Origin of the sequence: Methylomonas sp. TEB, from assembly GCF_047777895.1 — a bacterium.
GTDB lineage: Bacteria > Pseudomonadota > Gammaproteobacteria > Methylococcales > Methylomonadaceae > Methylomonas.
This window is the reverse complement of the sequence record NZ_CP180476.1, coordinates 2,965,457-2,987,959: the sequence shown is the minus strand read 5'-3', so window position 1 is coordinate 2,987,959 and position 22,503 is coordinate 2,965,457. Positions and strand designations below refer to the sequence as shown.

General features: G+C 49.5%; 19 protein-coding genes. 13 read left to right on the top strand and 6 right to left on the bottom strand.

Annotation, left to right across the window (positions count from 1 at the left end):
• Positions 1-87 precede the first annotated feature (87 nt).
• The 10 genes from ACMXD4_RS13380 (at position 88) to ACMXD4_RS13335 (ending at position 12,113) form a co-directional block, all read left to right on the top strand.
• Complete coding sequence (locus ACMXD4_RS13380; RefSeq protein ID WP_415878403.1) at positions 88-333, top strand: hypothetical protein; 246 nt, start codon at positions 88-90, stop codon at positions 331-333.
• A 70-nt stretch (positions 334-403) separates the two neighbouring features.
• Positions 404-649, top strand: coding sequence for a hypothetical protein (locus ACMXD4_RS13375; RefSeq protein WP_415878402.1), 246 nt, complete (start codon positions 404-406; stop codon positions 647-649).
• 76 nt (positions 650-725) lie between these two features.
• Positions 726-1,871, top strand: a complete 1,146-nt coding sequence (locus ACMXD4_RS13370) for a tyrosine-type recombinase/integrase (protein WP_415878401.1) — start codon at positions 726-728, stop codon at positions 1,869-1,871.
• Between the two features lie 46 nt (positions 1,872-1,917).
• On the top strand, positions 1,918-2,655 hold the full coding sequence (locus tag ACMXD4_RS13365; RefSeq protein ID WP_415878400.1) for a DUF5131 family protein: 738 nt from the start codon (positions 1,918-1,920) through the stop codon (positions 2,653-2,655).
• Positions 2,656-3,009: 354 nt separating this feature from the next.
• Positions 3,010-3,465, top strand: a complete 456-nt coding sequence (locus ACMXD4_RS13360; RefSeq protein WP_415878399.1) for a hypothetical protein — start codon at positions 3,010-3,012, stop codon at positions 3,463-3,465.
• A 90-nt stretch (positions 3,466-3,555) separates the two neighbouring features.
• Positions 3,556-4,917: a TolC family protein gene (locus ACMXD4_RS13355; protein WP_415878398.1), complete on the top strand. Its 1,362-nt coding sequence runs from the start codon at positions 3,556-3,558 to the stop codon at positions 4,915-4,917.
• A complete protein-coding gene (locus ACMXD4_RS13350) occupies positions 4,914-6,188 on the top strand; it encodes an efflux RND transporter periplasmic adaptor subunit (RefSeq protein WP_415878397.1) in 1,275 nt (424 codons plus the stop codon). The genes ACMXD4_RS13355 and ACMXD4_RS13350 overlap by 4 nt, the downstream gene beginning before the upstream one ends.
• Positions 6,189-6,203: 15 nt before the next feature.
• On the top strand, positions 6,204-9,386 hold the full coding sequence (locus ACMXD4_RS13345) for a CusA/CzcA family heavy metal efflux RND transporter (protein ID WP_415878396.1): 3,183 nt from the start codon (positions 6,204-6,206) through the stop codon (positions 9,384-9,386).
• Positions 9,387-9,389: 3 nt separating this feature from the next.
• Positions 9,390-11,708: a heavy metal translocating P-type ATPase gene (locus ACMXD4_RS13340; RefSeq protein ID WP_415878395.1), complete on the top strand. Its 2,319-nt coding sequence runs from the start codon at positions 9,390-9,392 to the stop codon at positions 11,706-11,708.
• An 81-nt stretch (positions 11,709-11,789) separates the two neighbouring features.
• Positions 11,790-12,113: a hypothetical protein gene (locus ACMXD4_RS13335; protein WP_415878394.1), complete on the top strand. Its 324-nt coding sequence runs from the start codon at positions 11,790-11,792 to the stop codon at positions 12,111-12,113.
• Positions 12,114-12,648: 535 nt separating this feature from the next.
• Here ACMXD4_RS13335 and ACMXD4_RS13330 read toward each other — a convergent pair.
• From ACMXD4_RS13330 to ACMXD4_RS13320, 3 genes are all read right to left on the bottom strand, one after another.
• The gene (locus ACMXD4_RS13330) at positions 12,649-13,305 is read right to left on the bottom strand and encodes a hypothetical protein (RefSeq protein WP_415878393.1); all 657 of its coding nucleotides are present in this window, start codon (positions 13,303-13,305) and stop codon (positions 12,649-12,651) included.
• 124 nt (positions 13,306-13,429) lie between these two features.
• Complete coding sequence (locus ACMXD4_RS13325; RefSeq protein WP_415878392.1) at positions 13,430-14,353, bottom strand: hypothetical protein; 924 nt, start codon at positions 14,351-14,353, stop codon at positions 13,430-13,432.
• 152 nt (positions 14,354-14,505) lie between these two features.
• Positions 14,506-16,311 (bottom strand): recombinase family protein, encoded by a 1,806-nt coding sequence (locus ACMXD4_RS13320; RefSeq protein ID WP_415878391.1) that lies wholly within the window; start codon positions 16,309-16,311, stop codon positions 14,506-14,508.
• 67 nt (positions 16,312-16,378) lie between these two features.
• Between ACMXD4_RS13320 and ACMXD4_RS13315 the strand changes: the two genes are divergently transcribed.
• From ACMXD4_RS13315 to ACMXD4_RS13305, 3 genes are all read left to right on the top strand, one after another.
• Complete coding sequence (locus ACMXD4_RS13315) at positions 16,379-17,977, top strand: DNA internalization-related competence protein ComEC/Rec2 (RefSeq protein ID WP_415878390.1); 1,599 nt, start codon at positions 16,379-16,381, stop codon at positions 17,975-17,977.
• 106 nt (positions 17,978-18,083) lie between these two features.
• Positions 18,084-18,398, top strand: a complete 315-nt coding sequence (locus tag ACMXD4_RS13310; protein ID WP_240348293.1) for a PilZ domain-containing protein — start codon at positions 18,084-18,086, stop codon at positions 18,396-18,398.
• Positions 18,399-18,409: 11 nt separating this feature from the next.
• Entirely contained in the window at positions 18,410-18,592 is a 183-nt protein-coding gene (locus ACMXD4_RS13305) for a YbdD/YjiX family protein (protein WP_415878389.1), read from the top strand.
• Between the two features lie 201 nt (positions 18,593-18,793).
• Here the strand turns inward: ACMXD4_RS13305 and ACMXD4_RS13300 are convergent, their stop codons facing one another.
• The 3 genes from ACMXD4_RS13300 to ACMXD4_RS13290 form a co-directional block, all read right to left on the bottom strand.
• Positions 18,794-20,542 carry a DEAD/DEAH box helicase gene (locus ACMXD4_RS13300; RefSeq protein WP_415878388.1) on the bottom strand — a complete coding sequence of 583 codons (1,749 nt, stop codon included), beginning with the start codon at positions 20,540-20,542 and terminating at the stop codon, positions 18,794-18,796.
• A 121-nt stretch (positions 20,543-20,663) separates the two neighbouring features.
• Positions 20,664-21,638 carry a COX15/CtaA family protein gene (locus ACMXD4_RS13295; RefSeq protein WP_171695050.1) on the bottom strand — a complete coding sequence of 325 codons (975 nt, stop codon included), beginning with the start codon at positions 21,636-21,638 and terminating at the stop codon, positions 20,664-20,666.
• Positions 21,639-21,651: 13 nt separating this feature from the next.
• A complete protein-coding gene (locus tag ACMXD4_RS13290) occupies positions 21,652-22,494 on the bottom strand; it encodes an HDOD domain-containing protein (protein ID WP_171695051.1) in 843 nt (280 codons plus the stop codon).
• Between the last annotated feature and the right edge of the window lie 9 nt (positions 22,495-22,503).

The following is a 22,503-nucleotide window of genomic DNA, read 5'->3' as shown; positions in this document are numbered from 1 at the left end:
ACCATCCCCAATCAAACCCGAATGGGCAACGGCGTTAGCTAGAAATGCCATAAATACAGGCACTAGCGCTAAAAATGGATCAAGAAGATGTTATTAAAGGAAATTGCCAACCCGAACCAAGCGATTCGTCGGTTGCTGAAAGATGTTCAATTTGTCAGCAATAGCGAGGAAAACAGCGTTATTGAACGCAGGCTTGAGAAAAAACGCATTAAACCCACGCCGAACAACATAAAGCGTTATCTATTGCGTTGCTATATGACGCCGTTGGATGAATTGCCGCAACCGGAACGGAAGATCGTCCTGAGATTGGCGAGGCCGGATCGTTACGAATAGGTTTCGAAAAGCTGGGCTTGATGGATTCAGGCATAAATACCTACGCCATCAAATCCATAGGACGGAAGACATGTTATTAAGCGACCTAGCTAACGCCATCACACCTGCTTATAAATTTTTAAACCGGGTAGATTTTTCAACGATTACCACCGAAGAATTTATACAGATGTCTTTAAAGCTTCGGAGGAGTGGTATTGAGCCCACGGTTGCCAACATCAGAAGTCATTTGGTGACCTGTATAACCATGGCGCTTGCTGAAGTGCCGTTGCCTGAGCGTGACATTATTATTCGGACGAGTCGATCTTGGATTAAATAGTTGTCTTTCAAGGTGATTGCCGGGATGGTACTCCACAGATCGGAGTTAAAAACCATTTCCACCGGGACCCTTGAATATGAGCCTCATAAAACGCCCAAACACGCAGAATTGGTACTATCTCTTCCAGTTCAAAGGCAAAAAATACTTCGGTTCGACTGGCACCCCAAAAAAGACATTGGCGGCAAAGGTTGAAGCCAAAAAACGGGAAGAAGCCATTGCTGAACAGCTATTGGGTGAAGCGCCATCCATTAAATTGTCAGCTGCATTGGAGCAGTTCAAACAATCCCGAGTAGGCACATCCAATTTTAAAAACGTACTGACCTATTCCAACAAGTTGCTGGGATTCAAATTGGATGCAAAAACCGGCGAAAAAATCAGCGTTGCCGCCATTGGCAAGCCTGACATGAAGCTCCATGAAATCACCAACAAACATGTTAAAGCCTTGGTGTCAGTCAGGAAAGCCGAACAGGTAGGACACTGGACAATTAAACACGAACTGCAAGCCTTGCGCAGCACGATCCAACTGGCTGGCGAGTTAGGCTACAAGGTCAATACCGAAATCAACTGGGCAACCAAAGACCTGAAAACCAAAAAAGGTCGGTTGCGTTTCCTGACCAGCGAAGAAGAGCGACGCTTGTTGACTGAACTTGATCCAAACCGTCACGATAAAGGCATGGTCGCACCTTTAGAACGAACCCCGAAAAATCGGCGTCAGATGCAGGATAACTACGATTTAGTCGTGGCTTTGCTGGATACTGGCATGCGTTACGACGAAATGGCTAAATTGCCTTGGAGTTCCGTTGACATGGAATCTGGCATCATTCGCATCTACCGAAGCAAGGTGGATTCAGCCGACACCTTTTATATGACCAGCCGCTTGATTGATGTCATGCTGCGGCGGAATGAAAACCGAACGGATAAATCCAGGTACGTGTTCGAAGGTAAAAACGGCGATCCTCGCGGTTATGTCTATCAAGGGATCAAAAAAGCAATGGAACGAGCTGGTCTAAATGAAGCTGGGGTCGTGACCGAGAAGGGCGGTAAGGTTACGATCCATACGTTACGACATACCTTCGCAAGTCGTTTGGTACAAAACGGTGTGAGCTTAGCCAAGGTTTCGAAATTGTTAGGTCATGCGTCGATTACGACCACCGAAATTTATGCGCATTTAGCTCCAAATGAAGCCAGTGAAGAGGCGGTAAGGATTTTGAATTACCTGTGATCTGCTAAATTGGGAGTGTTTCTTTTCAAATTTGACGATTTTTTTAATGGCTGTAGACATACTTGGTCAAGAATGGGACTCCATCAGTGGATGCACAAAGATTTCAGCTGGCTGCAAGCATTGCTATGCTGAAAGAATGACAGAATGGCATCTAAAAAAAGGTACCTCGAAATACCAAGCTGGATTTCATAAGGTGGTTTGCCATGAAAGGGAGTTGAGGGTTCCATTAAAACGAAAAACGCCACAGACTTATTTTGTTAACAGCATGGCTGATACCTTCCATAAGGATGTGCCGCTGGAATTCATCCAAAAGCTATACAAGGTCATGAATGACTGCCCGCAGCACACCTTTCAGGTGTTAACAAAACGATCTGACCGAATGCTGGAGACCGTTACATCGTTAAATTATTCGGAAAATATCTGGCTTGGCGTATCGGTGGAACGGGAAGATTGCGTTTATCGGATTGAACATCTCCAACAAACACCGGCAAGGATTAAGTTCGTCATGTTCGAACCTCTAGTTGGCCCAGTCGGAACGCTTGATCTGACCGGGATTGACTGGACAATTGTTGGAGGTGAATCGGGTGATGGCTGGCGGAAAATGGAAATTGACTGGGTTCGGGAGATTCGAGATCAGTGTCTATCAGCGGGTGTTAAATTCGTGTTCAAGCAATTTGCAGGCTTTAACCCGGAACCTTTGGGACGAATGCTTGATGGAGTTCTGTGGGATGAACGGCCTTTATTTGAATGGGAGCGCAATAGGTTCGCTCATAATTCCGGTTGACTTCCATCCTGTCTTCGCCAGCCGTTTGGTTCAAAAGGGCATGAGTTTGGCAAAGGTTTCGAAATTGTAGGGACATGTGTCGATTACGACCACCAAAATTTATGCGCATTTAGCTCCAATTGAAGCCAGTGAAGAAGCTATGCGGATTTTGAACAACATATCTCCTGATAGCACCTATTGCGGGATGATTAGCCCAGTGGTGAGTTCCTCAGTTTTTGCAACGCCTCAGAAAATTTCTGGCTTAGAGTGAATCTACAGACTGTTCCTCAACATCCTGTTAGGTTTCAAAATCAAGAAGTACTAAAAATTAGTGAAGTTATTGTCATTTAGGTTCATTTGGTGTAGCTTTGAAATATGAATGCTTTGCGACAATCTAAAACTTGGCTCTCTATTGTGCTGATACTCGCAGTGCTCGGTCATTTTGGCTTGGGCCATCGAGATGTATCGTCCTTTGTGCTGTGTTTTGGGGCTGATGGCCATGTCGCTGTAGAGAAGACTGGCAACGACCAATTCGCTCGTGTCAATGCTGCCACTCGTTTCAACGATGAGACCAATGCTTTTACTAGCGATGACGGTGATCCCTGCCCGTCGCCCTGCACTGACATCCCTATCGATGGCGATGATCACATCCCTCTACAATTGACAAATTTGTCAAAAATAGCGATTGATATTGGGCTTTTGCCGGTATTTTTCCTGATCTCACTTCTAGTCCTTTATGCCAAAGTCGTTATTCGGCAGCCTGCATTTTTCGACCCACCGTTTACCGATTCCCGACTGCTCGCCCTGCGCAGCACCGTTTTATTGATTTAGCCACCTCTCCTAGCCGCAACTCACCAGCCAAAGGCTCAGGATCACCTGTGTCTGTGCTGACGTTACTTCTATGCTACGGAGAAATTTTCCATGTTCTCAAATTATGTGCGGCCACTTGGCGTTGCACTGTGTTTAATTATCACTGCCGGCTCAGTCGATGCGAGTCCGGCAGACAACACGCTATTGCCGGCACAATCAGGCGATCATGGTGTAAACGGTTCCAGTGGGCAAACCATTGAGGAACCGGTCGGCTCCCTGGTTTTGTCTCAAGTCTTGGCTTTAGCGCTAACCCAAAACCCCGAACTCTCCGCTTTTTCCTGGGAGAGTCGCGCACAGGAAGCAGCCACCCTCCAAGCCGGGTTGTTCCCAAATCCCACCTTCAATGCCAATGCGGCGAACTTTGGTAATCAAGTCATCAAGGGCTTCGATGGCGATGTCGTCACCTTAGAACTTAGCCAATTGATCGAATTGGGCGGTAAACGGACCGCCCGCATGGAAGCCGCATCGCTAACCAAACAATTAGCCGATTGGGATTACGAAACCAAGCGGGCCGATGTGCTCACGCAAGTTACTCAGACCTTTGTTGATGTGCTGGCAGCTCAACAGCGCTTGGCGCTAACACAGCAAATTCATGAATTGGCCAATCAGACGACTGTAACGACCTCTGCGCGAGTGCAGGCAGGCAAGGTATCGCCCGTTGAAGAAACCAAGGCCAAACTTGCTCGCGCTTCGGTGCAAATTGAGCTAATGCGTGCCCAGAAAGAACTGGAAGCTGCCCGCAAACGTTTAGCCGCTGGCTGGGGCAGTACGACACCGCGTTTTGAGGCGGTGAGCGGTAATTTGGAACGCATACAAGTGCCAGCTTCTCAGGACGCATTGGTGCAACGCCTCTCCAAAAATCCCGATTTAGCCCGTTGGGCCACCGAAATCACCCAACGTCAGGCGCTCATCACGATGGAAAAATCCAAAGCCATTCCAGATGTCACCGCAACCGTCGGTGCCAGTAAATATCTGATGCCGAATGACTACGCCTTAGTCGTTGGTTTTTCGGTGCCATTGCCGATATTTGACCGCAATCAAGGCCGTATTCAAGAAGCTGAGCATCGTTTGACCAAAGCGGAAGAGGAGCTTCGGAGTGCCGAGATCCGCATAGCCACGGCATTGAGCACTGCCTATCAGGCCTTGAGTGCCGCCCACTCCGAAGTCATGACCTTGCGGCAAGACATTTTGCCCGGTGCCCAAAGTGCTTATGACGCCGCTTATGAAGGTTATCGTTTGGGTAAGTTCGGATTTCTGGACGTGCTTGATGCGCAACGCACGCTGTTTGGCGCTAAAAATCAGTATTTACTGGCCTTGGCCGAATATCACAAGTCCGTAGCCAACGTGGAACGCCTAGTCGGCAGCGGCATGAACGAGACGTTGGCGAATAGCCAGCCAGAGGTATCCCCATGAATAACATCACCAAGAAACAACTTATCGCTATTGCTTCCATCATTCTCCTGGGGGTAGTGCTCAGCATACTCATTCTGGGCATTGATAAGACGAAAACGGAAGCTGACGAACAGGTCGAAGAAAGCCACGCGGAAGTTAACGCACAGATGCCCCAAGGCGATGATAATCGTGAGCTTTCCGATGAAACAAAGCAAACTCAAGATTCGGATGGTGGGGAGGTGTTGCACGAAGGCGAATTTGTAGCACTGACTGATCAGCAAATCACCGAAACAGGTATTTCAATTCAGACCGCAGACGCAGCCCATATCAAAAGCCTGACAACCCTTCCTGGTGAAATTCGCTTCAATGAAGACAAGACATCGCATGTCGTCCCGCGCCTTGCCGGGGTGGTCGAGCAGGTTTCCGCCAACTTGGGGCAACAAGTCAAAAAGGGGCAGGTTATCGCGGTGATTGCCAGTACCGCGCTGTCCGAACAGCGCAGTGAGTTATTGTCGGCACAAAAACGGTTGGAATTAGTCCGTAACACCTTTGCTCGTGAAAAGCACTTGTGGGAAGCTAAAATCTCTGCGGAGCAGGATTACCTGCAAGCCCAGCAGGCGATGCGGGAAGTGGAAATCGCCGTTCAAAATGCCCAGCAGAAATTGATAGCACTTGGCGCAAATCCGACGGTATCAGCTAACACCGGTGCGCTCAACCGCTACGAAATTCGTGCGCCGTTCGATGGTATGGTCGTTGAGAAGCATGTCGCTTTGGGCGAAGCCGTCAAGGAAGATACCAGCATCTTTACCATTTCTGACTTATCGACCGTTTGGGCCGACATCATCGTATCCGCAAACGATCTCAATCTGGTTCGGGTCGGCGCCAAGGTCTCGATCAAAGCAACTGCGCTCGACTCTACCGCCTCCGGTACCGTGTCCTACGTCGGCTCACTGATGGGCGAACAAACCCGAACCGCCACGGCACGCGTAACACTGGCTAATCCTGATATGGCCTGGAGACCGGGCTTGTTCATCACGGTTGACTTGGTAGCCAAAGAAACCGAAGTGCCGGTCGCTGTATCGGCCGAGGCGATCCAAACGGTTAACGACAAGTCAACGATTCTTGTTCGTGTCCCCGGTGGTTTTATTGCCGAACCGGTTACCACCGGATTAACCGATGGCAAAGTTACCCAGATTGTTTCTGGACTCAAACCGGGTATGGAGTACGCTGTCAATGGCAGTTTCATCGTCAAGGCAGAGCTCAGTAAAAAGAACGCTGAAGATTCGGATTGATACGGAGAAATTGACATGTTTGAACGTATCATTCGTATCGCCATAGACCATCGCTGGCTGATCATGCTGTGCATATTTGGTATGGCCGCGCTGGGTGTCTACAACTTTCAAAAACTCCCCATTGATGCTGTGCCGGACATTACCAATGTTCAGGTACAGATTAATACGACGGCGCCCGGTTATTCACCATTGGAAACCGAACAGCGCATTACCTATCCCATGGAGACGGTCATGGCAGGCCTGCCTAATTTGGAGCAGACGCGATCTTTATCGCGCTATGGCCTGTCTCAGATCACGGTAATTTTCAAAGACGGTACCGACATCTATTTCGCAAGGCAACTGGTCAATCAGCGCATCCAGCAAGCCAAGGATAGACTGCCTCCCGGCGTTATACCGGCGATGGGACCTATTGCCACGGGTTTAGGGGAGATTTACCTGTGGACTGTCGAGGCCAAAGACAATGCCAGAAAGCCAGACGGCACAACGTATAACGCAACTGATTTGCGTGAAATCCAGGATTGGATCATCAAGCCGCAATTGCGCAATGTACCGGGTGTCACCGAAATCAATTCCATTGGCGGCTACGCCAAACAATATCAAGTGGCACCGATTCCGGAAAAACTCGCATCCTACGGTCTGGCTTTACAGGACATCGTGACTGCCTTAGATCGCAACAACAACAATGTCGGCGCTGGTTACATTGAGAAGCACGGCGAACAGTATTTGATCCGTGCGCCGGGTCAAGTTGGTTCGACGGAAGATATAGGTAACATCATTCTCGGTAATGTACAGGGCGTGCCTATCCGTATTCGCGATGTTGGCGAAGTCAAGATTGGCCGAGAATTGCGCACCGGCGCCGCCACCGAAAATGGCCGAGAGGTAGTGCTGGGTACAGTCTTTATGTTGATTGGTCAGAACAGTCGAGCCGTCTCGCAAGCGGTGGATAAAAAAATGGCAGAAATCAACCGTACGCTGCCCGAAGGGGTGCAGGCCGTGACTGTCTATGACCGGACGGTATTGGTCGATAAAGCCATCGACACGGTCAAAAAGAACTTAATTGAAGGCGCTATTCTGGTCATCACGATTCTGTTCATGTTCCTTGGCAACATCCGTGCGGCCATCATCACGGCCATGGTCATTCCGTTGTCCATGCTATTCACATTTACTGGCATGGTGACCTATCAGGTGAGCGCCAACTTGATGAGTCTGGGGGCGCTCGACTTTGGGATCATCATTGATGGTGCTGTCGTCATTGTCGAGAACTGTGCGCGGCGGCTTGCCCATGCCCAGGCAGAACGTGGTCGCGTATTGACCCGGCAAGAACGCTTTCATGAGGTATTTGTAGCCTCCAAAGAATCCCGTCGAGCGTTATTGTTCGGCCAATTGATCATCATTGTGGTGTATTTGCCGATTTTTGCGCTGACAGGCGTGGAAGGCAAGATGTTCCATCCGATGGCTTTCACGGTGGTGATTGCGTTGGTCGGCGCCATGATACTGTCGATAACGTTTATTCCGGCCGCAGTGGCGCTTTTCATCGGCGATAAAGTCACCGAAAAAGAAAATGTACTCATGCAAACAGCCAAACGCTGTTATGAACCCGCTCTGGATAAGGTGATGGCCAACAAACCCGTGGTTTTAACTTTTGCGATTGTTGCGGTGATTTTGTCTGGCCTTTTAGGTACACGGATGGGTAGTGAATTTGTACCTAGCTTGAATGAAGGTGATTTCTCGATTGGCGTGGCACGCACGCCCGGCACCAGTCTGTCGCAATCCGTCGCCATGCAGCAGCATATTGAAGAAACCCTGATGCAGCAGTTCCCGGAAATCGAGCGTGTGTTTTCGCGAACCGGCACAGCCGAGATCGCTTCCGACCCGATGCCACCGAATATCTCGGATGGTTATATCATGCTCAAGCCTGAAGAGCAGTGGCCCGAACCCAGAAAATCAAGGGTCGAACTGCTAGCGGCAATACAGTCGGAAGTCAAAAAACACCCTGGTAATCTGTACGAATTTTCTCAGCCCATTCAACTGCGCGTAAACGAGCTGATTTCAGGCGTGCGTAGCGATGTTGCGGTCAAGGTGTTTGGGGATGATATGAAGGTGTTGAATGACACAGCCACAAAAATTGCATCGGTCATGACCAACATTCCTGGCGCATCCGAGGTGAAAGTCGAGCAAACGACGGGCCTGCCCGTGTTGACGGTTAACATTGACCGGGACAAAACTTCACGCTATGGCTTGAATGTGGGGGATGTGCAGGATGTCGTGGCTATTGCGATTGGCGGAAAAGAGTCCGGTATGGTGTTTCAAGGCGACCGCCGTTTCGACATCATTGTTCGCCTACCAGAGCATTTACGTAGTGATATTGAAGCTATTAAGCGTTTGCCGATTGCGTTGCCACTCGGTCAAGGCATTGACGGACGAACGACTTATATTCCACTGGCCGAAGTTGCCAAACTAGAGTTAGCGCCAGGACCCAATCAGATCAGCCGTGAAAACGGCAAGCGTCGGATCTTGGTCAGCGCCAACGTGCGTGGCCGTGACATCGGCTCGTTCGTAGCCGATGCACAGGGACACCTCAATCAACAAATCAAGATACCGCCCGGTTACTGGACTACTTGGGGTGGTCAGTTCGAGCAACTGCAATCGGCCACACAGCGCCTGGAACTTGTGGTGCCAATATCCTTGATATTGGTTTTTACCCTGTTGTTCATGATGTTTGGAAATGCCAAGGACGGGCTGTTGGTTTTCAGTGGCATTCCGTTTGCCTTAACCGGTGGTTTGGTGGCCCTCTGGTTGCGCGATATTCCGATGTCGATTTCAGCGGCAGTGGGATTTATTGCCTTGTCTGGGGTCGCTGTGCTGAATGGTCTGGTGATGATTGCCTTTATCCGCAGTCTGCGCGAGGAAGGCATGTCGTTGGATAAGGCAATTGTACAGGGCGCTCTGACACGATTGCGTCCTGTATTGATGACGGCATTGGTGGCGTCGTTTGGCTTTATACCGATGGCTATTGCCACCGGCACCGGCGCCGAGGTTCAGCGTCCCCTCGCCACCGTAGTCATTGGGGGTATCCTGTCATCAACGATGCTGACGTTGCTGGTATTACCGATTCTTTATTGTCTCGCGCATCGCAAGGATGAGCAGGCCGGAACGGCAATGCCAACACGCACACAGATAGCTTTTAATGAGGATTGAAAAATGAGTTCATGCAATCAATCAGAAAAATCCTGTTGCTGTCCTGGCGAAAAACCGGATAGCGAACTGCCGACGCCACAACCTTCCTCAGGTACCACGTTCAAGATCGAGGGACTGGATTGCGCTGAAGAAGTTGCCACATTAAAGAGCGCGATAGGCCCGTTAGTGGGGGGCAGTGACAAGTTGACTTTTGATGTATTAAACGGACGCATGACGCTTTTGCCTGATGCCAAGCCTGTTGCAGAAAAAAACATCATCAAAGCGGTAGCGGCAACGGGCATGCAGGCGGCTCGTTGGCAGTCCGGTCAAACCGATGCCGATGCAAAACAACTTCACCGTTCGAAGACCGTTTATACCGTGCTTAGCGGTTTATTTATCATGGCTGGCATGCTGATTCATATCGCCATAGCCGGCGGCTTTGTGGATATTCAAACCGTATTCAGCTCGGCAAAAAACGGCACACTGCAATGGGACGTGGTCACTCACTATTTGCATAGCTTACTGAATGCACATGCTCAGCAGGCGATGCCATTGCCTGAAAAAATAGCCTTTGGTTTAGCGGTGGCTTGCGGTGCTCGGCATGTGATAGTTAAGGCGTTTTATGCCTTGAAACGCTTACGGGCGGATATGAACTTGCTGATGACGATTGCGGTTATCGGTGCGATGTTCATTGATGAATGGTTTGAGGCGGCAACGGTCAGTTTTCTGTTCGCGCTGTCTCTGGCGATTGAGAGCTGGAGTATTGGCCGCGCCCGGCATGCTGTAGAAGCCTTGCTGGATTTAGCCCCCTCGACGGTGACGATCAAGGATGAAACCGGTCAGGAATGTGCGGTACCTGCCGCAGAAGTCAGTATAGGTACCCGTTTCATATTAGCGCCTGGCGCTAAAATCCCACTGGATGGTAATGTAATTGCCGGTTTCAGTTCAGTCAACCAGGCACCGATTACCGGTGAAAGCATGCCGGTGGCTAAGCAAGTGGGTGACGAAGTGTTTGCCGGAAGCATTAATGTTGAAGGAACCTTGGAAATCCGATCCACCAAGCTGGTTTCGGATACCACCTTGGCGCAGATTACCCGTTTGGTCGGCGAAGCCCATGGTAAGCGAGCCGAGGTCGAGCAATGGGTGGAGAAATTTGCGCGAATTTATACCCCGGCAGTGATGCTGGTGGCGTTGACGATGTGCGTCATTCCGCCCTTGTTTTTCCAAGGCGTTTGGAGCGAATGGTTTTATCACGCCTTGGTGTTGCTAGTCATTGCCTGTCCCTGTGCTTTAGTCATTTCGACACCGGTCAGTATTGTCGCGGCACTGGCATGTGCAGCTCGCCAAGGCATTCTGATCAAAGGTGGCATTTATATTGAAACACCCGCCCATCTTAATGCGATTGCCTTTGATAAAACCGGCACCCTGACCTCTGGTGAACCCATCGTCACGGGGGTTTATCCTTTTAATGGGCATAACGAAGAAGAGTTGTTAAGCCGTGCTGCCGCACTGGAAGCACGAAGCAATCATCCGTTGGCCAAAGCCATTTTACGCTATACGGAACAACGCTGCATCAACGTAGCCAGCGCAGAGAATGTGATGGTTCTACCGGGTAAAGGTGTCACCGGACTATTTAATGGCACTGATTTCTGGCTGGGATCACGCCGCTATTTATTGGAACGTAGTCAGGAAATCCCGGAAATCAGTGAAAAAGCGATTGCTCTTGAACAAACAGGGCAAACCGTAATTGCCATTGGCAATGATCGGCATATCTGCGGCCTCATTGCCGTTGCCGACCAGCCTCGCGCTGAAATCAAATCGATTTTGCAAGCGCTGAGACAAAATGGAATCCAACATTTAGCCATGTTGACCGGTGACAATCGGGTGACGGCCAATAACATCGCGACCCAAATTGGCATCGATGAGGTACTCGCCGAATTATTGCCCGCCGATAAAGTGGAGATCGTCAGTCAAATGGTCGAGACATACGGACAGGTAGCGATGGTCGGCGATGGTGTCAACGATGCGCCGGCGCTGGGCCGGGCCAACCTGGGGATTGCCATGGGGGTATTAGGGTCGGATGCGGCCATCGAAATAGCCGATATTGCGCTGATGGGTGATGATCTTTCCAAACTGCCTTGGCTGATTGGGCATTCCAAAAGAACCTTGGCGATTATTCGACAGAATATCGCTTTTGCGCTGACGATCAAGGCCGCTTTTGCAATCTTAGCTTTTGCCGGTGTGGCGACCTTATGGGAAGCCATAGCAGCTGATATGGGCGCTTCCCTATTGGTAGTAGCCAACGGATTGAGATTACTTCATCACAAAAATACGGCCTTTTAGTGGCCTGAATTTAATAAAGGTCGCTTTAACATCGCCAAAGCGCCTAGACATTACCTTTTCGAGATACCTTTAGAGATAACCATGAAATTAAAATCACTGATTCTTTTAGTTTTAGCTGAATCCTTATTATCTGCTTGTAGCTTCATGGAGCCTCATGCCCTGGATACTGACCTGACTATACAGCATGAGGCATTAGCTAAACACTTCCAAGACGAGGCAAATGAATTACAGACCAAGATTGAGGAACATAAAGAATATCTCAGCCAATTTGAGTCGCAGCGTTACGTTTATGGTAGACACGCAAATGATCTTAAAGCGCACAACCAAGAAGTGATTGATCTTTACCAGCAGGCCGTCACTGCAAACCGGGACATGGCGGAGATGTTGCGGGGAGCGGATCATTAGTTGTATTCGTAACAGGGCCGGTCAAGACAGGCTGGGCGCAGATTTGCGCGGGCCGGTTGTGCGGGGTTTTGTGGTGAATTTTGGTTAATTCAGTGCATACAAAATCTGACCGAATTTTTTTATTGGAGTGCTTGGCGGGTTACATAATCATTCTCTGATTTTTAGCTAAGTCTGAAGTTGTCCGTATCCAGAATTGTCACCACACTACAGTAACAACGATTATAGACTGAGGGAGAAGGCTAAAAATATTTATGTAAATCAAAAGATTATATAGATATCGTAGCGAGTTTTGGTTTTCGGCTATCAGCTCAATAAGCTGATAACGTAGGATTCCAGAGTGATTTTTGAATATCATTTCGAATCTGCTAGCTCTATAGATGCTGGTTGGCAATTGCCAACGAATTGCTGTCCATCGTGGTTAATTTTGAATGGCTAGTTAACGTATGAAATGCTCGTTTAACGTAGAGTTAACGGGCGCTGCGGTGATTTTCCTCTCAACGTCCAGAGACCAGCTAGTTTGTCGCCATGTTAGAAGTCAATCGTCTATGACTGAAGTGCGTTTCACTGACCTTGTATGTTTATACCCTCCGACGATGTTTGATCTTGTTCGGAATAGCATCATAGCAACTGCTACCAATGTGATGGTGCCGATGACTGCATGTTTCCAGGAAACATCGGATTTCAAGTCAAACTCGGGCAATACGGTTGCTATCAGCGGTAGCCATACGGCAACAGTAAACAGGCTTACCCATTGATTGATCTGCGAAACAGAGAATGGTGCAGGTCCTTCAATTACAGAAAGAATGCCCTTCGCTTTTGGCCTGTGAAGAACGGTCTTATATAGCGGGCCGGTAGTTCCATCCTCAAGCATGTCAACGTGGTTTTCCCAGTTCTCTTGCCAGTACTTGCTCCCTCTGTTTGTAAGAAACCAAGCAAGAGAGAAGATCAAGCCCACACAAGAGAGTACATAAGCATTGAATTCCTTGTCTTTCATGTGCTCGGCAGATAACACAGCGAAATACCCTGCGAACGTGGCTGCAATGAGCGTCCAGAAATATGTGGCGCGTTGCCAATACAGGGAAATTTCAAATTTTCTGATATCGAGGGCGTGCTGTAGTGCACTATCGGTTTTCTTTGGATCTGGAGTCCTGCCGAGACCGAACGATTCTTTGTATTTTTCTTCCGAAGTCATCAAAGTCTCCTGTGATGTCTAGCGATTAAAATCACCTGTCTGCGTGGCTTTTCCCACAGGTTTGGTGGAATGATGGGTTGAGCATTTGATAGATGAGGCGCTCATAGGGATTTACTAATCATTGCTATTTGAGGCCGTAATACTTGAGCAGCGCCTCTTTAATAACATCGGTGGCAACTGCAACACCCATCTTCCAAGTCCCTGTAGCAGCCTTTTTAAGATTCTCAACAAACCAAGCACGAACGCGAGGTCCCATTGGTTCGGCACTGCTGTCTGGCTTCTCAGTTTCTGCGAGACGCGCTAGTTCTTGGGCATCCTCTTGCCCCATGCCCGCACCGGCAAGGAATTGCGCAAGGCTATTTGCATCATGCGGTACTACAGCTACTTGAATGGTAGCTCCATCACCAGTGGCTGCAATTGAAGTGAAGTTCCCATAGATGATCTGCTGCGCAATCTGTGTGGCAACTGCAGAACTAGGCGCTGATGGCAAAGTGGCAGGGCCGATCGTGATCGCTGAGGCATCAGGTATTGATTTCTCGAGTTCTAGTGTGAGTTCCAGAACACGGCTACGCACCGCATGGCGAATAGCTGCAAGCGATGACCGGGCGATACTGCCTGTGACCGAGTTACATGCGTAGTCCGCATACACCTTGCCCTGTAGAAGAAGGATAAGGTCGGCGGCATTGATTCCTAGATGGCCGCCACCCTCGGCGGTTGCGAGCAAATCGTCTACGGCAGCAATGCTTTCCCGCATCTCATGCTTTACCCAATGCTCTCCAGCGAATTTCTTGATCAAGTAAGGAGAAATAGGAGCGTTATTGATTCCAGACCCAAATGGTCCTGAGAAGCAGGCTGTATAGCTAACCGGGATGAATCGATAGTCTGGGAGTTCTGCATCCTGTGGGTAGCCTTCAGATTCATGTCGCACCCAGTCTGCGAGTGGCTGACTTCCTATGCGGGCCGCCAAGAGTCGAAGCCGAAGAAGAATTGGCCCAAGGTCTGATCCGTCCTGTAGCACTGCGGCTTGTATTTCATGAAGAAGGCTCACATACGCTCCTTAAGATGGCACCCAACTGTTAATAAGCTGTTAACAGCATATCTACCTGAAAATAAACACTGTCTTGCTGATATTGAATCAGATTAGGCGATAGACAGCAACGGATAGGTTTTGCTTCTTCGGTTGAGATCCAATCTGGCAAATTACTCGATTGGCTTGTTAGGCATAGGGGTACATCTGAACCCTCTGAGAATCCATCTCTCAAGGGATGTCGCTTGTCCGCTTTTAAACGGAGGTGAGGTTTCTTGCTCGTATACTTTGCCAGAAGATGAAACCTGTCTATGCACACCATTCTTGAAAACAATCAACATACTTCGATCTTTCTTGTTCGGGGCTCTATTCAGTGTGGCCAGAATTTCCTCTATCTGCGCATGATCGTAATGCTGAATCAGATCGTTCTTAATTTCGCTAATGGCTTCCTCAGAAAACCATTTCCCTCCAGGAAATGTATTGATCCGAGCAATGACCCGTTTGATGGCTTCTGATAGACGGATTCTAAGCAAGTGCAGATCGTTGCCTTCTAGTTTTTCCAGTCGCTCCATTAGCTCAAGGATTAGATTCTGCTGCACGGCAGCATCAACTCGCGAATTAGTAAGTCGGATGACCTCTATTTCGATTTGTTTTTTCTCGCTTTCTAAAGCTGAAAGCATGTTTTCGTTAGTCCTCATTCGAGCAAGAAGGGTTTCAAGAGTCGAGCCATCACCAGCTCTTTCAAGAATATTGAGCAGCGTTTCATTGCGTTGTTGGATGTCTATCGTTTCAAGCTTGATTTCTTCAAGGCGAAGTTTTGCTCTATTGATTTCGTCGTCAGAGGTTTGTTGTATGCCTATTACCTGGGCAAAATCGATTTCTTTGCAAAAACGCAGAACCATGGCTTCAAAGTCCGGGTAAGTCCATTGAATGAAACGACAACCAAGGCCTCGTCGAGCCTTACTGCAGAAAATGTATTTTAATCGCTTGTGTTTGCCTTTCCGGTCCTCGCGATAACCACCCATATTCATTGGGCCTCCACAGTAACCGCATCGCAACAGGCCTGAAAAAAGGTTACTTAAAACTTTACCTTTCTTTACTCCGCCTTGGGTTCTTCTGGATGCACGGGCTGAAGCAACAAGAAGCCACTCTTCCTTTGTCATGACCTTAGGATAGTAATCGTGGATTACTTTGTACGGAGTAGTCTCTCCATCCCGTTGTAATTGCAGATGGATGTCCCCGTAAATAGCAGGACTGTGAAGAACCTTCATGATGTACGAGTTTTGCCAGCCGCTAGCTTTTTTTGAGAAGGTTGGCACTCCCTCTTGATTAAAAGTTTTTACGATGGTCGCTACTCCTATGCCATCAAGTGACATTTGGAAAATGCGCTTCACAACTTCCAACCTTTCAGGAATAAACTCAAAGCCCGATTTTTCATCGGTTGGTTTCAACCAGTAGGGGCAGCGTCTTGTAAGTCGTTTTTGAGATGCATTTAGTCTTTTTGCATCCCAGGACGAACGTACACGTTGGCTTTTAACCGCTGATTCTTCATTCGCTCGGCTCATGATCGCAATTGAAACAATCAGACTTGCCCAATTGTCATTGGCTTTTTCGTAGCTATAGACTTGGTTATCTGAAAGAGTGACGATCACAATTCCGGCGCGCAATATTGCTGTAAAAATTGAAAGCGCATCCATGACTTTATCGCGGGACAAGCGATCAAGACTTTCAACCAAAAGGTAAGATCCTACCGGGATTCGTTTTTCCTCGACAAGACGAAGAAAATGCCCTAGAGCGCCTTTCTCGAGGTTCGAGCGATCATAGGCTGATATCCCCAGGTCACGCATATTTAAATCAGCGTCCAGCTCTAATCCATTTTTTGCTGCATATTCCTCCGATAGCCTGACTTGACGGGCAACGGAGTCTCCCGTCTGTTGTTTGGTACTTGAAAATCGGATGTATGAAAACGCTTTAGGCATTGGAATACCTTTGAAATTTGTTGTTTTCAGGGATTATACGATTATACGTTTTAATAGATAACAGATCGTGATTTCCGGTTCGCATATTAGTCTGATTGCCGGCCTGATTTACCTTTGGAGCAGACGGCTGTGGGCTTGGACCGGGATATTAAGCATTTCGCCGCAACGGGCCGCCGCATTGTGCGCTTGGCTGGCTGCGCTGTTTTACGCCGGTTTGGCGGGCTATTCGGTGCCCACTCTACGTGCGGTGGTGATGCTCAGCGTGGCGTTGGCAGCAATCGCTTGGCAGCGTAACACCGCGCCGATGCGAGTTTTATTGCTGGCGTTGCTGGCTGTCTTGCTGTTCGATCCGTTGGCGGTGCTATCGGTCGGCTTTTGGCTGTCATTCGTGGCGGTGGCATTATTGATTTACGTGTCGGCGGGCCGATTGGGCAGACCTTCGTATTGGCGCGAAGCCGGCGCCGCGCAATTGGCCACGGCCGTGGGCTTGTCGCCCTTATTGGTCGTGTTTTTTCAGCAGGTATCGTTGATATCGCCTGTCGCCAATTGGTTGGCGGTGCCGGTTATCGGTATATTGATCGTGCCGCCGGCTTTGTTGGCGGTAGTGTTACTGTTTATCTGGCCGGCGTTCGGGGCGCTGTTGCTGCAAGTTCTGGATTATGTGTTGCAAGGCTTGTGGTGGGTGCTTTCGCATATGGCCGAACTACCATTAGCCAGCATCTATTGCCTCCCTCCGCCGTGGTATGCGATTGGCTTGGCGGCCATCGGCGTGCTCCTGCTGTTAGCGCCAAGGGGCTTTCCATGCCGGTATTTAAGTCCGTTACTGTTTTTGCCGTTAATATTGGTTGATGTTGAAAAACCGAAACCCGGTGAAGCTTGGTTGACTGTTTTGGACGTGGGCCAAGGATTAGCAGCCGTGGTGCAAACTGCGGAACATACTCTGGTGTTTGATACCGGCGCACGTTATTCGGAATATTCCGACATGGGCGATTCAGTGGTTCTGCCGTTTTTACGCGAGCAGGGTATCTCTCGGGTCGATAGTTTGGTGATTAGTCATGGCGATAACGATCACAGTGGCGGCGCGGAGTCAATATTTGCCGAATTGCCGGTAGACAAGGCTGTTAGCAGCGTGCCTGAATGGGCCGCACGCGAAAACGGCGAGTATTGCCGGGCCGGACAAACCTGGCGTTGGGATGAAGTTACTTTTATGATGCTGTCCCCGCCGGAAAGTGGATTCAACGGTGATAACGATAACTCCTGCGTATTACAAGTAAGCTCCGCACAGCAGGTTTTTTTGCTGACCGGCGACATCGAACAAACAGCCGAAAACTGGTTGGTGCGCGAGTACGCTGACAAACTTGCCAGCGACGTATTGTTGGCACCGCACCATGGCAGCAAAACTTCATCAAGCCTGGCTTTGCTTGAAAAAGTTAATCCCACGCTTATTTTGATTCCCGCCGGTTATCAAAACCGTTTTGGTTTTCCGCATCGCCAGGTTATCGAACGCTATAGCCAGCTTGGCATGGCTTGGTTGAATACGGCCGAACAGGGCGCTATTTCGGTGCGTAGTGGGCCCGAAACAATTAAGCCGAAAGCCGAGCGAGCCAAGCGGCAACGCTATTGGCGAACACCTGCGCCGAATCGGCAGAGTATTGATGTCAGATAAATTTTGCCGTGTCGGCGTTTCTGCCTATACTCTCAGGATCAAAATATGGAGCATTGCAGTGGAGAATGAAAACCGTAGCAGAATACGTTTTAACCCGGAAGGACTCGTGGCGCACATCATTATCGAACCGCCTCCGCCCGGCGGCGAGATCATCATTGACGGCCAAGTTGTCGATATGAGTTACAGCGGCATAAAAATTCGCTTGAAAGAACCTCTGGGTCAAGCAGTGGACGAAGCGGAATTGCGGATTTCCATCATACTGCCGGAGTCGCGGGTGGCGATGTCGATACACGGTAACATCAAGCATATCCGCGAAGATCGTGAATGCGGTTTGCAATATAGCCCGAGCAAGCACAGCGAGGACGAATTCGACGATCTGATGTTCGAATGCGTTAAGCTGGCACCGCAGCGTAAAGATTAATCGAGACCCCTATGAGCAGATTGATACGGTGTGTGCGGTCATTCTGGGGCCACCTCAACGGCGATGCCGCTTATGAGCGTTATCTGCTGCATTGGCAAGAACATCACGCCGGGCAGTTTCCGCCGTTGAGTCGAAAAGGATTTTTTGCGGCTGAAACGCAGCGCAAATGGAATGGTATCAAGCGGTGTTGCTGAATTTAATTGTTGCTTGAGTTGCTGGTGCTAAAAAGTATTCCAACCGCAGTTCACTATTCCATTCAAATAGTCCAGTCTTAGAGAGCCGGTGCAATTCGATGAACTTGTGTACGGCGCAAGTTTGGCATTGCAAGCCGCAAGGCAATAAAAAAGGCTTAGGTTTTCCAACTTAAGCCTTTGTAGTCTATTCCAAGGGGACTATTATTCGGCTTGGTCTTTATTTTTGCCGCGTCTTGATGGTGAGCCGACCCGTTTTTTATTTTTGTCTTTTTTCACCAAAGCCGGGTCGAATTTGGAAATATCCAAAGGTTTACCGACTACCCGGACTTTTTTCAGGGCCTGGAACAAGTCTTTGGGCATGCCGGCGGGCAGTTCTACGGTGCTGTAGTGCTCCTCGATTTTGATGCGGGCGATATGATCGCCGTCTATACCGGTTTCGTTGGCGATAGCCCCGACGATATTGCCCGGTTTCACGCCGTCGGCATGGCCTACTTCGATGCGGAAGGTTTCCATTTCTACCGCGCCGACGCGACCTTTTTCCCTTCTTGGGCCGCGGTCGTTACGATCATTGCGGTCGGAACGGCCTTTTTCCTCGGCGTCTTTGCGTGGTTTTTTGCTGGGCTCTTTCATCAACAAAGGCGTATCGCCTTGCAATAACTTGGCTAACGCCGCCGCAATATCAAGTGCCGGGACATTATGCTCAACCTGATATTGGTTGATTAATTGGTTGTAAAAGCTGAGTTCCTCGCCGGCCAGCGTATCGGTAATCCGCTGTTTGAAACGGTTGATGCGCGCGTTGTTGATAAAGTCGGTGGAAGGCAATTGCATTTCTTCGACTTTTTGTTTCGTGGCTTGCTCGATATTGGCTAGCAGGCGTTTTTCGCGCGGCGAGACAAACAAAATCGCGTCGCCGGTGCGGCCGGCGCGACCGGTACGGCCGATACGATGGATATAAGATTCGGTGTCGTAAGGGATGTCATAGTTGACGACATGGGTAATACGATCAACGTCCAGGCCGCGGGCGGCGACGTCCGTGGCGATCAGAATATCCAGTTTGCCGCTTTTCAGATTATCGATAGCCCGCTCGCGCAAGGCTTGCGACATGTCGCCATTGATGGCTGAGGCGGAAAAACCACGTGCTTCCAATTTTTCCGCGACTTCGATGGTAGCGGTTTTGGTTCTGACGAAGATAATCATGCCGTCGAAGTTTTCCGCTTCCAGAATACGGGTCAGCGCATCCATTTTGTGCACACCGCTGACAAACCAGTAGCGTTGGCGAATATTGGCGGCGGTGGCGGTTTTAACCTTGATGGTGACTTGTTCGGGGTTGTTCAGGTATTTCTGCGCAATTTTGCGAATTTCGGTAGGCATGGTGGCCGAGAACAGCGCGGTTTGGCGCGTCGATGGGGTTTGTTCCAGAATCCATTCCACGTCATCGATAAAGCCCATCCGTAACATTTCGTCGGCTTCGTCCAGGACCAGGGTAGAAAGCTGATCCAGTTTTAGCGTGCCGCGACGCATGTGGTCCATGACCCGTCCCGGTGTACCCACCACGACATGCGCACCGCGATTCAATTGGCGTAGCTGGCTGGTGTAATCCTGGCCGCCGTAGATTGGCAAGACGTGAAAGCCTTTGATGTGCGCGGCATAACTTTGGAAAGCCTCGGCAACCTGTATCGCCAATTCGCGCGTAGGGGCTAGTACCAAAGCTTGCGGGTCTTTTTGATTGAGATTAATACGCGACAAAATCGGCAAGGCGAATGCAGCGGTTTTACCCGTACCGGTTTGGGCTTGGCCCAACACGTCGCGACCTGCCATGACGAACGGAATAATCTGTGCTTGAATCGGAGAAGGGGTTTCGTAACCGACACTTTCCAGCGCTTTTAAAATGGTGTCTGAAAGCGATAAATCTTTAAAGGAAGGCGTGGCGGAGGAAGGGGCGTCGGACATTAATAATACCTGTAGAAAAAAAGAGAGTTGCCGGCCATGGGCTAGCTATGCCTGGCATTGTATCGCAACTTAGTCTGATGTTGCTTAACTTATTGATAATTACCGTAAAATCCTGGCTTGTTCAGTTTGCTTTTCCAGACGAGTAATTTAAGCAAATAAAGATGAAAAATTGCGCGCCGAAAATCAGATTAGCCATCAACAGATGTACCGGTTGAGCGACGGCGGGAAATCCCAGTCTGTCCAGGCTGACGCCAGCCAAAATGGCGGTAACGATCAATCCCACTAGAAGATAAGCAGTGCGCAACAGCAGGCTCTGTTTGTCGGCTTGTTGATAAATTTTCCAAGCCAACCAGAGGTTGGTGAACAAAATGATTGATGAAAAAGAGCGGTGAATATAAAAAATGATCGGAAAACTATCGCGCCAATATTGCCTGTCGATATAGCTGTGCTCATGAGCAATGTAATCGACCGCTTCCCTGACTTGGGTGCCCATTGCCACTTGCAGCAAGGTCATTGCCATGGCAATTTTCAAAACCAAAGCAAAACGTGGCGTTAGCCAATGGCTATCGATGGCTTGCAGTAGGGGTTTTTGCGATCTGGCAATCGCGTAGATTAGCAGCGCGACGATAAATAAGGCCAACAACATGTGCAGCGTTATCATCAAGGGCTTTAAGTTACTCGCTACCACGGCCGAACCCAGCCAGCCCTGAAATCCGACCAGCAAAAATACCGATAACGCTAAATAAAAAATCGCTTTGTCGGCTTTCAGATAAACCCGCGACGTCCAGGCGGTGAGAAAAATCAGAAAACCAATCGTCACTCCGACCAGACGATTGGTATATTCGGTCCAGGTTTTTACCGGATTGAAGGTGGTGCTTTCATAGCCGCGCGCCGCATAAATTTCGTGATAATTGGCAGGCAGTTGCGACTCGTGAGTCGGTGGCACCCATTGCCCGAAGCAGGTGGGCCAATCCGGGCAGCCCATGCCGGCTCCTGAGGCGCGGACGATGCCGCCGACCAGAATTACGAAATACACAGCAAAGATGGTAAGGGTGCCTAAGCGGCGAAAACGGGCGGCGTCTTGAGCGTCTATCATGTGTTATTAATTCTCAAAGGAACATTGAATGCGCGAGTTCGATCTCTTCCGAGACTCCTTCAATTTCCAAAATTTCGGTATCGGGCTGGATGCCCAATTTAACAAAGGCCGGTACGGTGTTCCAATCGACGCGGCAGGCCGGATGATCGGTGCCGGCGATGCTTTGCAAAAATGCGACTTGCACTAAATCGACGTAATCGGCCTTGGCTCCGGAGTCGCGCTGAAAATCCACATATTCGGACGGCACCAGCTTCAGTTCTTCCGGGAAATTCCAGGTGTTCATGATCAGTTTGCCAACGTGTGGGTGGGCTTTTTCCAATAACTTATCCAGCCGCGACGGGCTGTCTCTGAATTCAGGGATTTTCTCGACCAGCGTCAGTATCGGTAATTTACCGATTTGATGGATCAGTCCGGCCAGCATCGCTTCATCGGCGTTTAAATGCGGCACGAATGCCGCCAACGCCCGGCTGATCGCCGAGACATTCACACCCTGCTCCCAGGTGCTGCGAAAATACCCTTCCAGTAGCGCCGTGGTGGGCGTGAACATTTGCTGCATGATCAAGCTGGTAATCAGGGTGCGAATAGTGTTGTTACCGAGCCGGGTAACAGCCATTTGAATATTTTTGATTTCCATGGTGCCGCGATACAAGGGGCTGTTGGCCACTTGTATCAAACGGGCGGAAATAGCGGCGTCGGTTGCGATGATCTCGGCCAGGCTTTGCGCGGTGGCATCGCCTTTACTCACAGCATCGCGGACTTTGATGGCTACATCCGGTAAGGTAGGCAGGATTAATCGGTTGGCGTCCAGTTCCGCTTGCACATGGACTAAAAAGTCTTGAACAGATTTGAATTGCATGGATTGAAT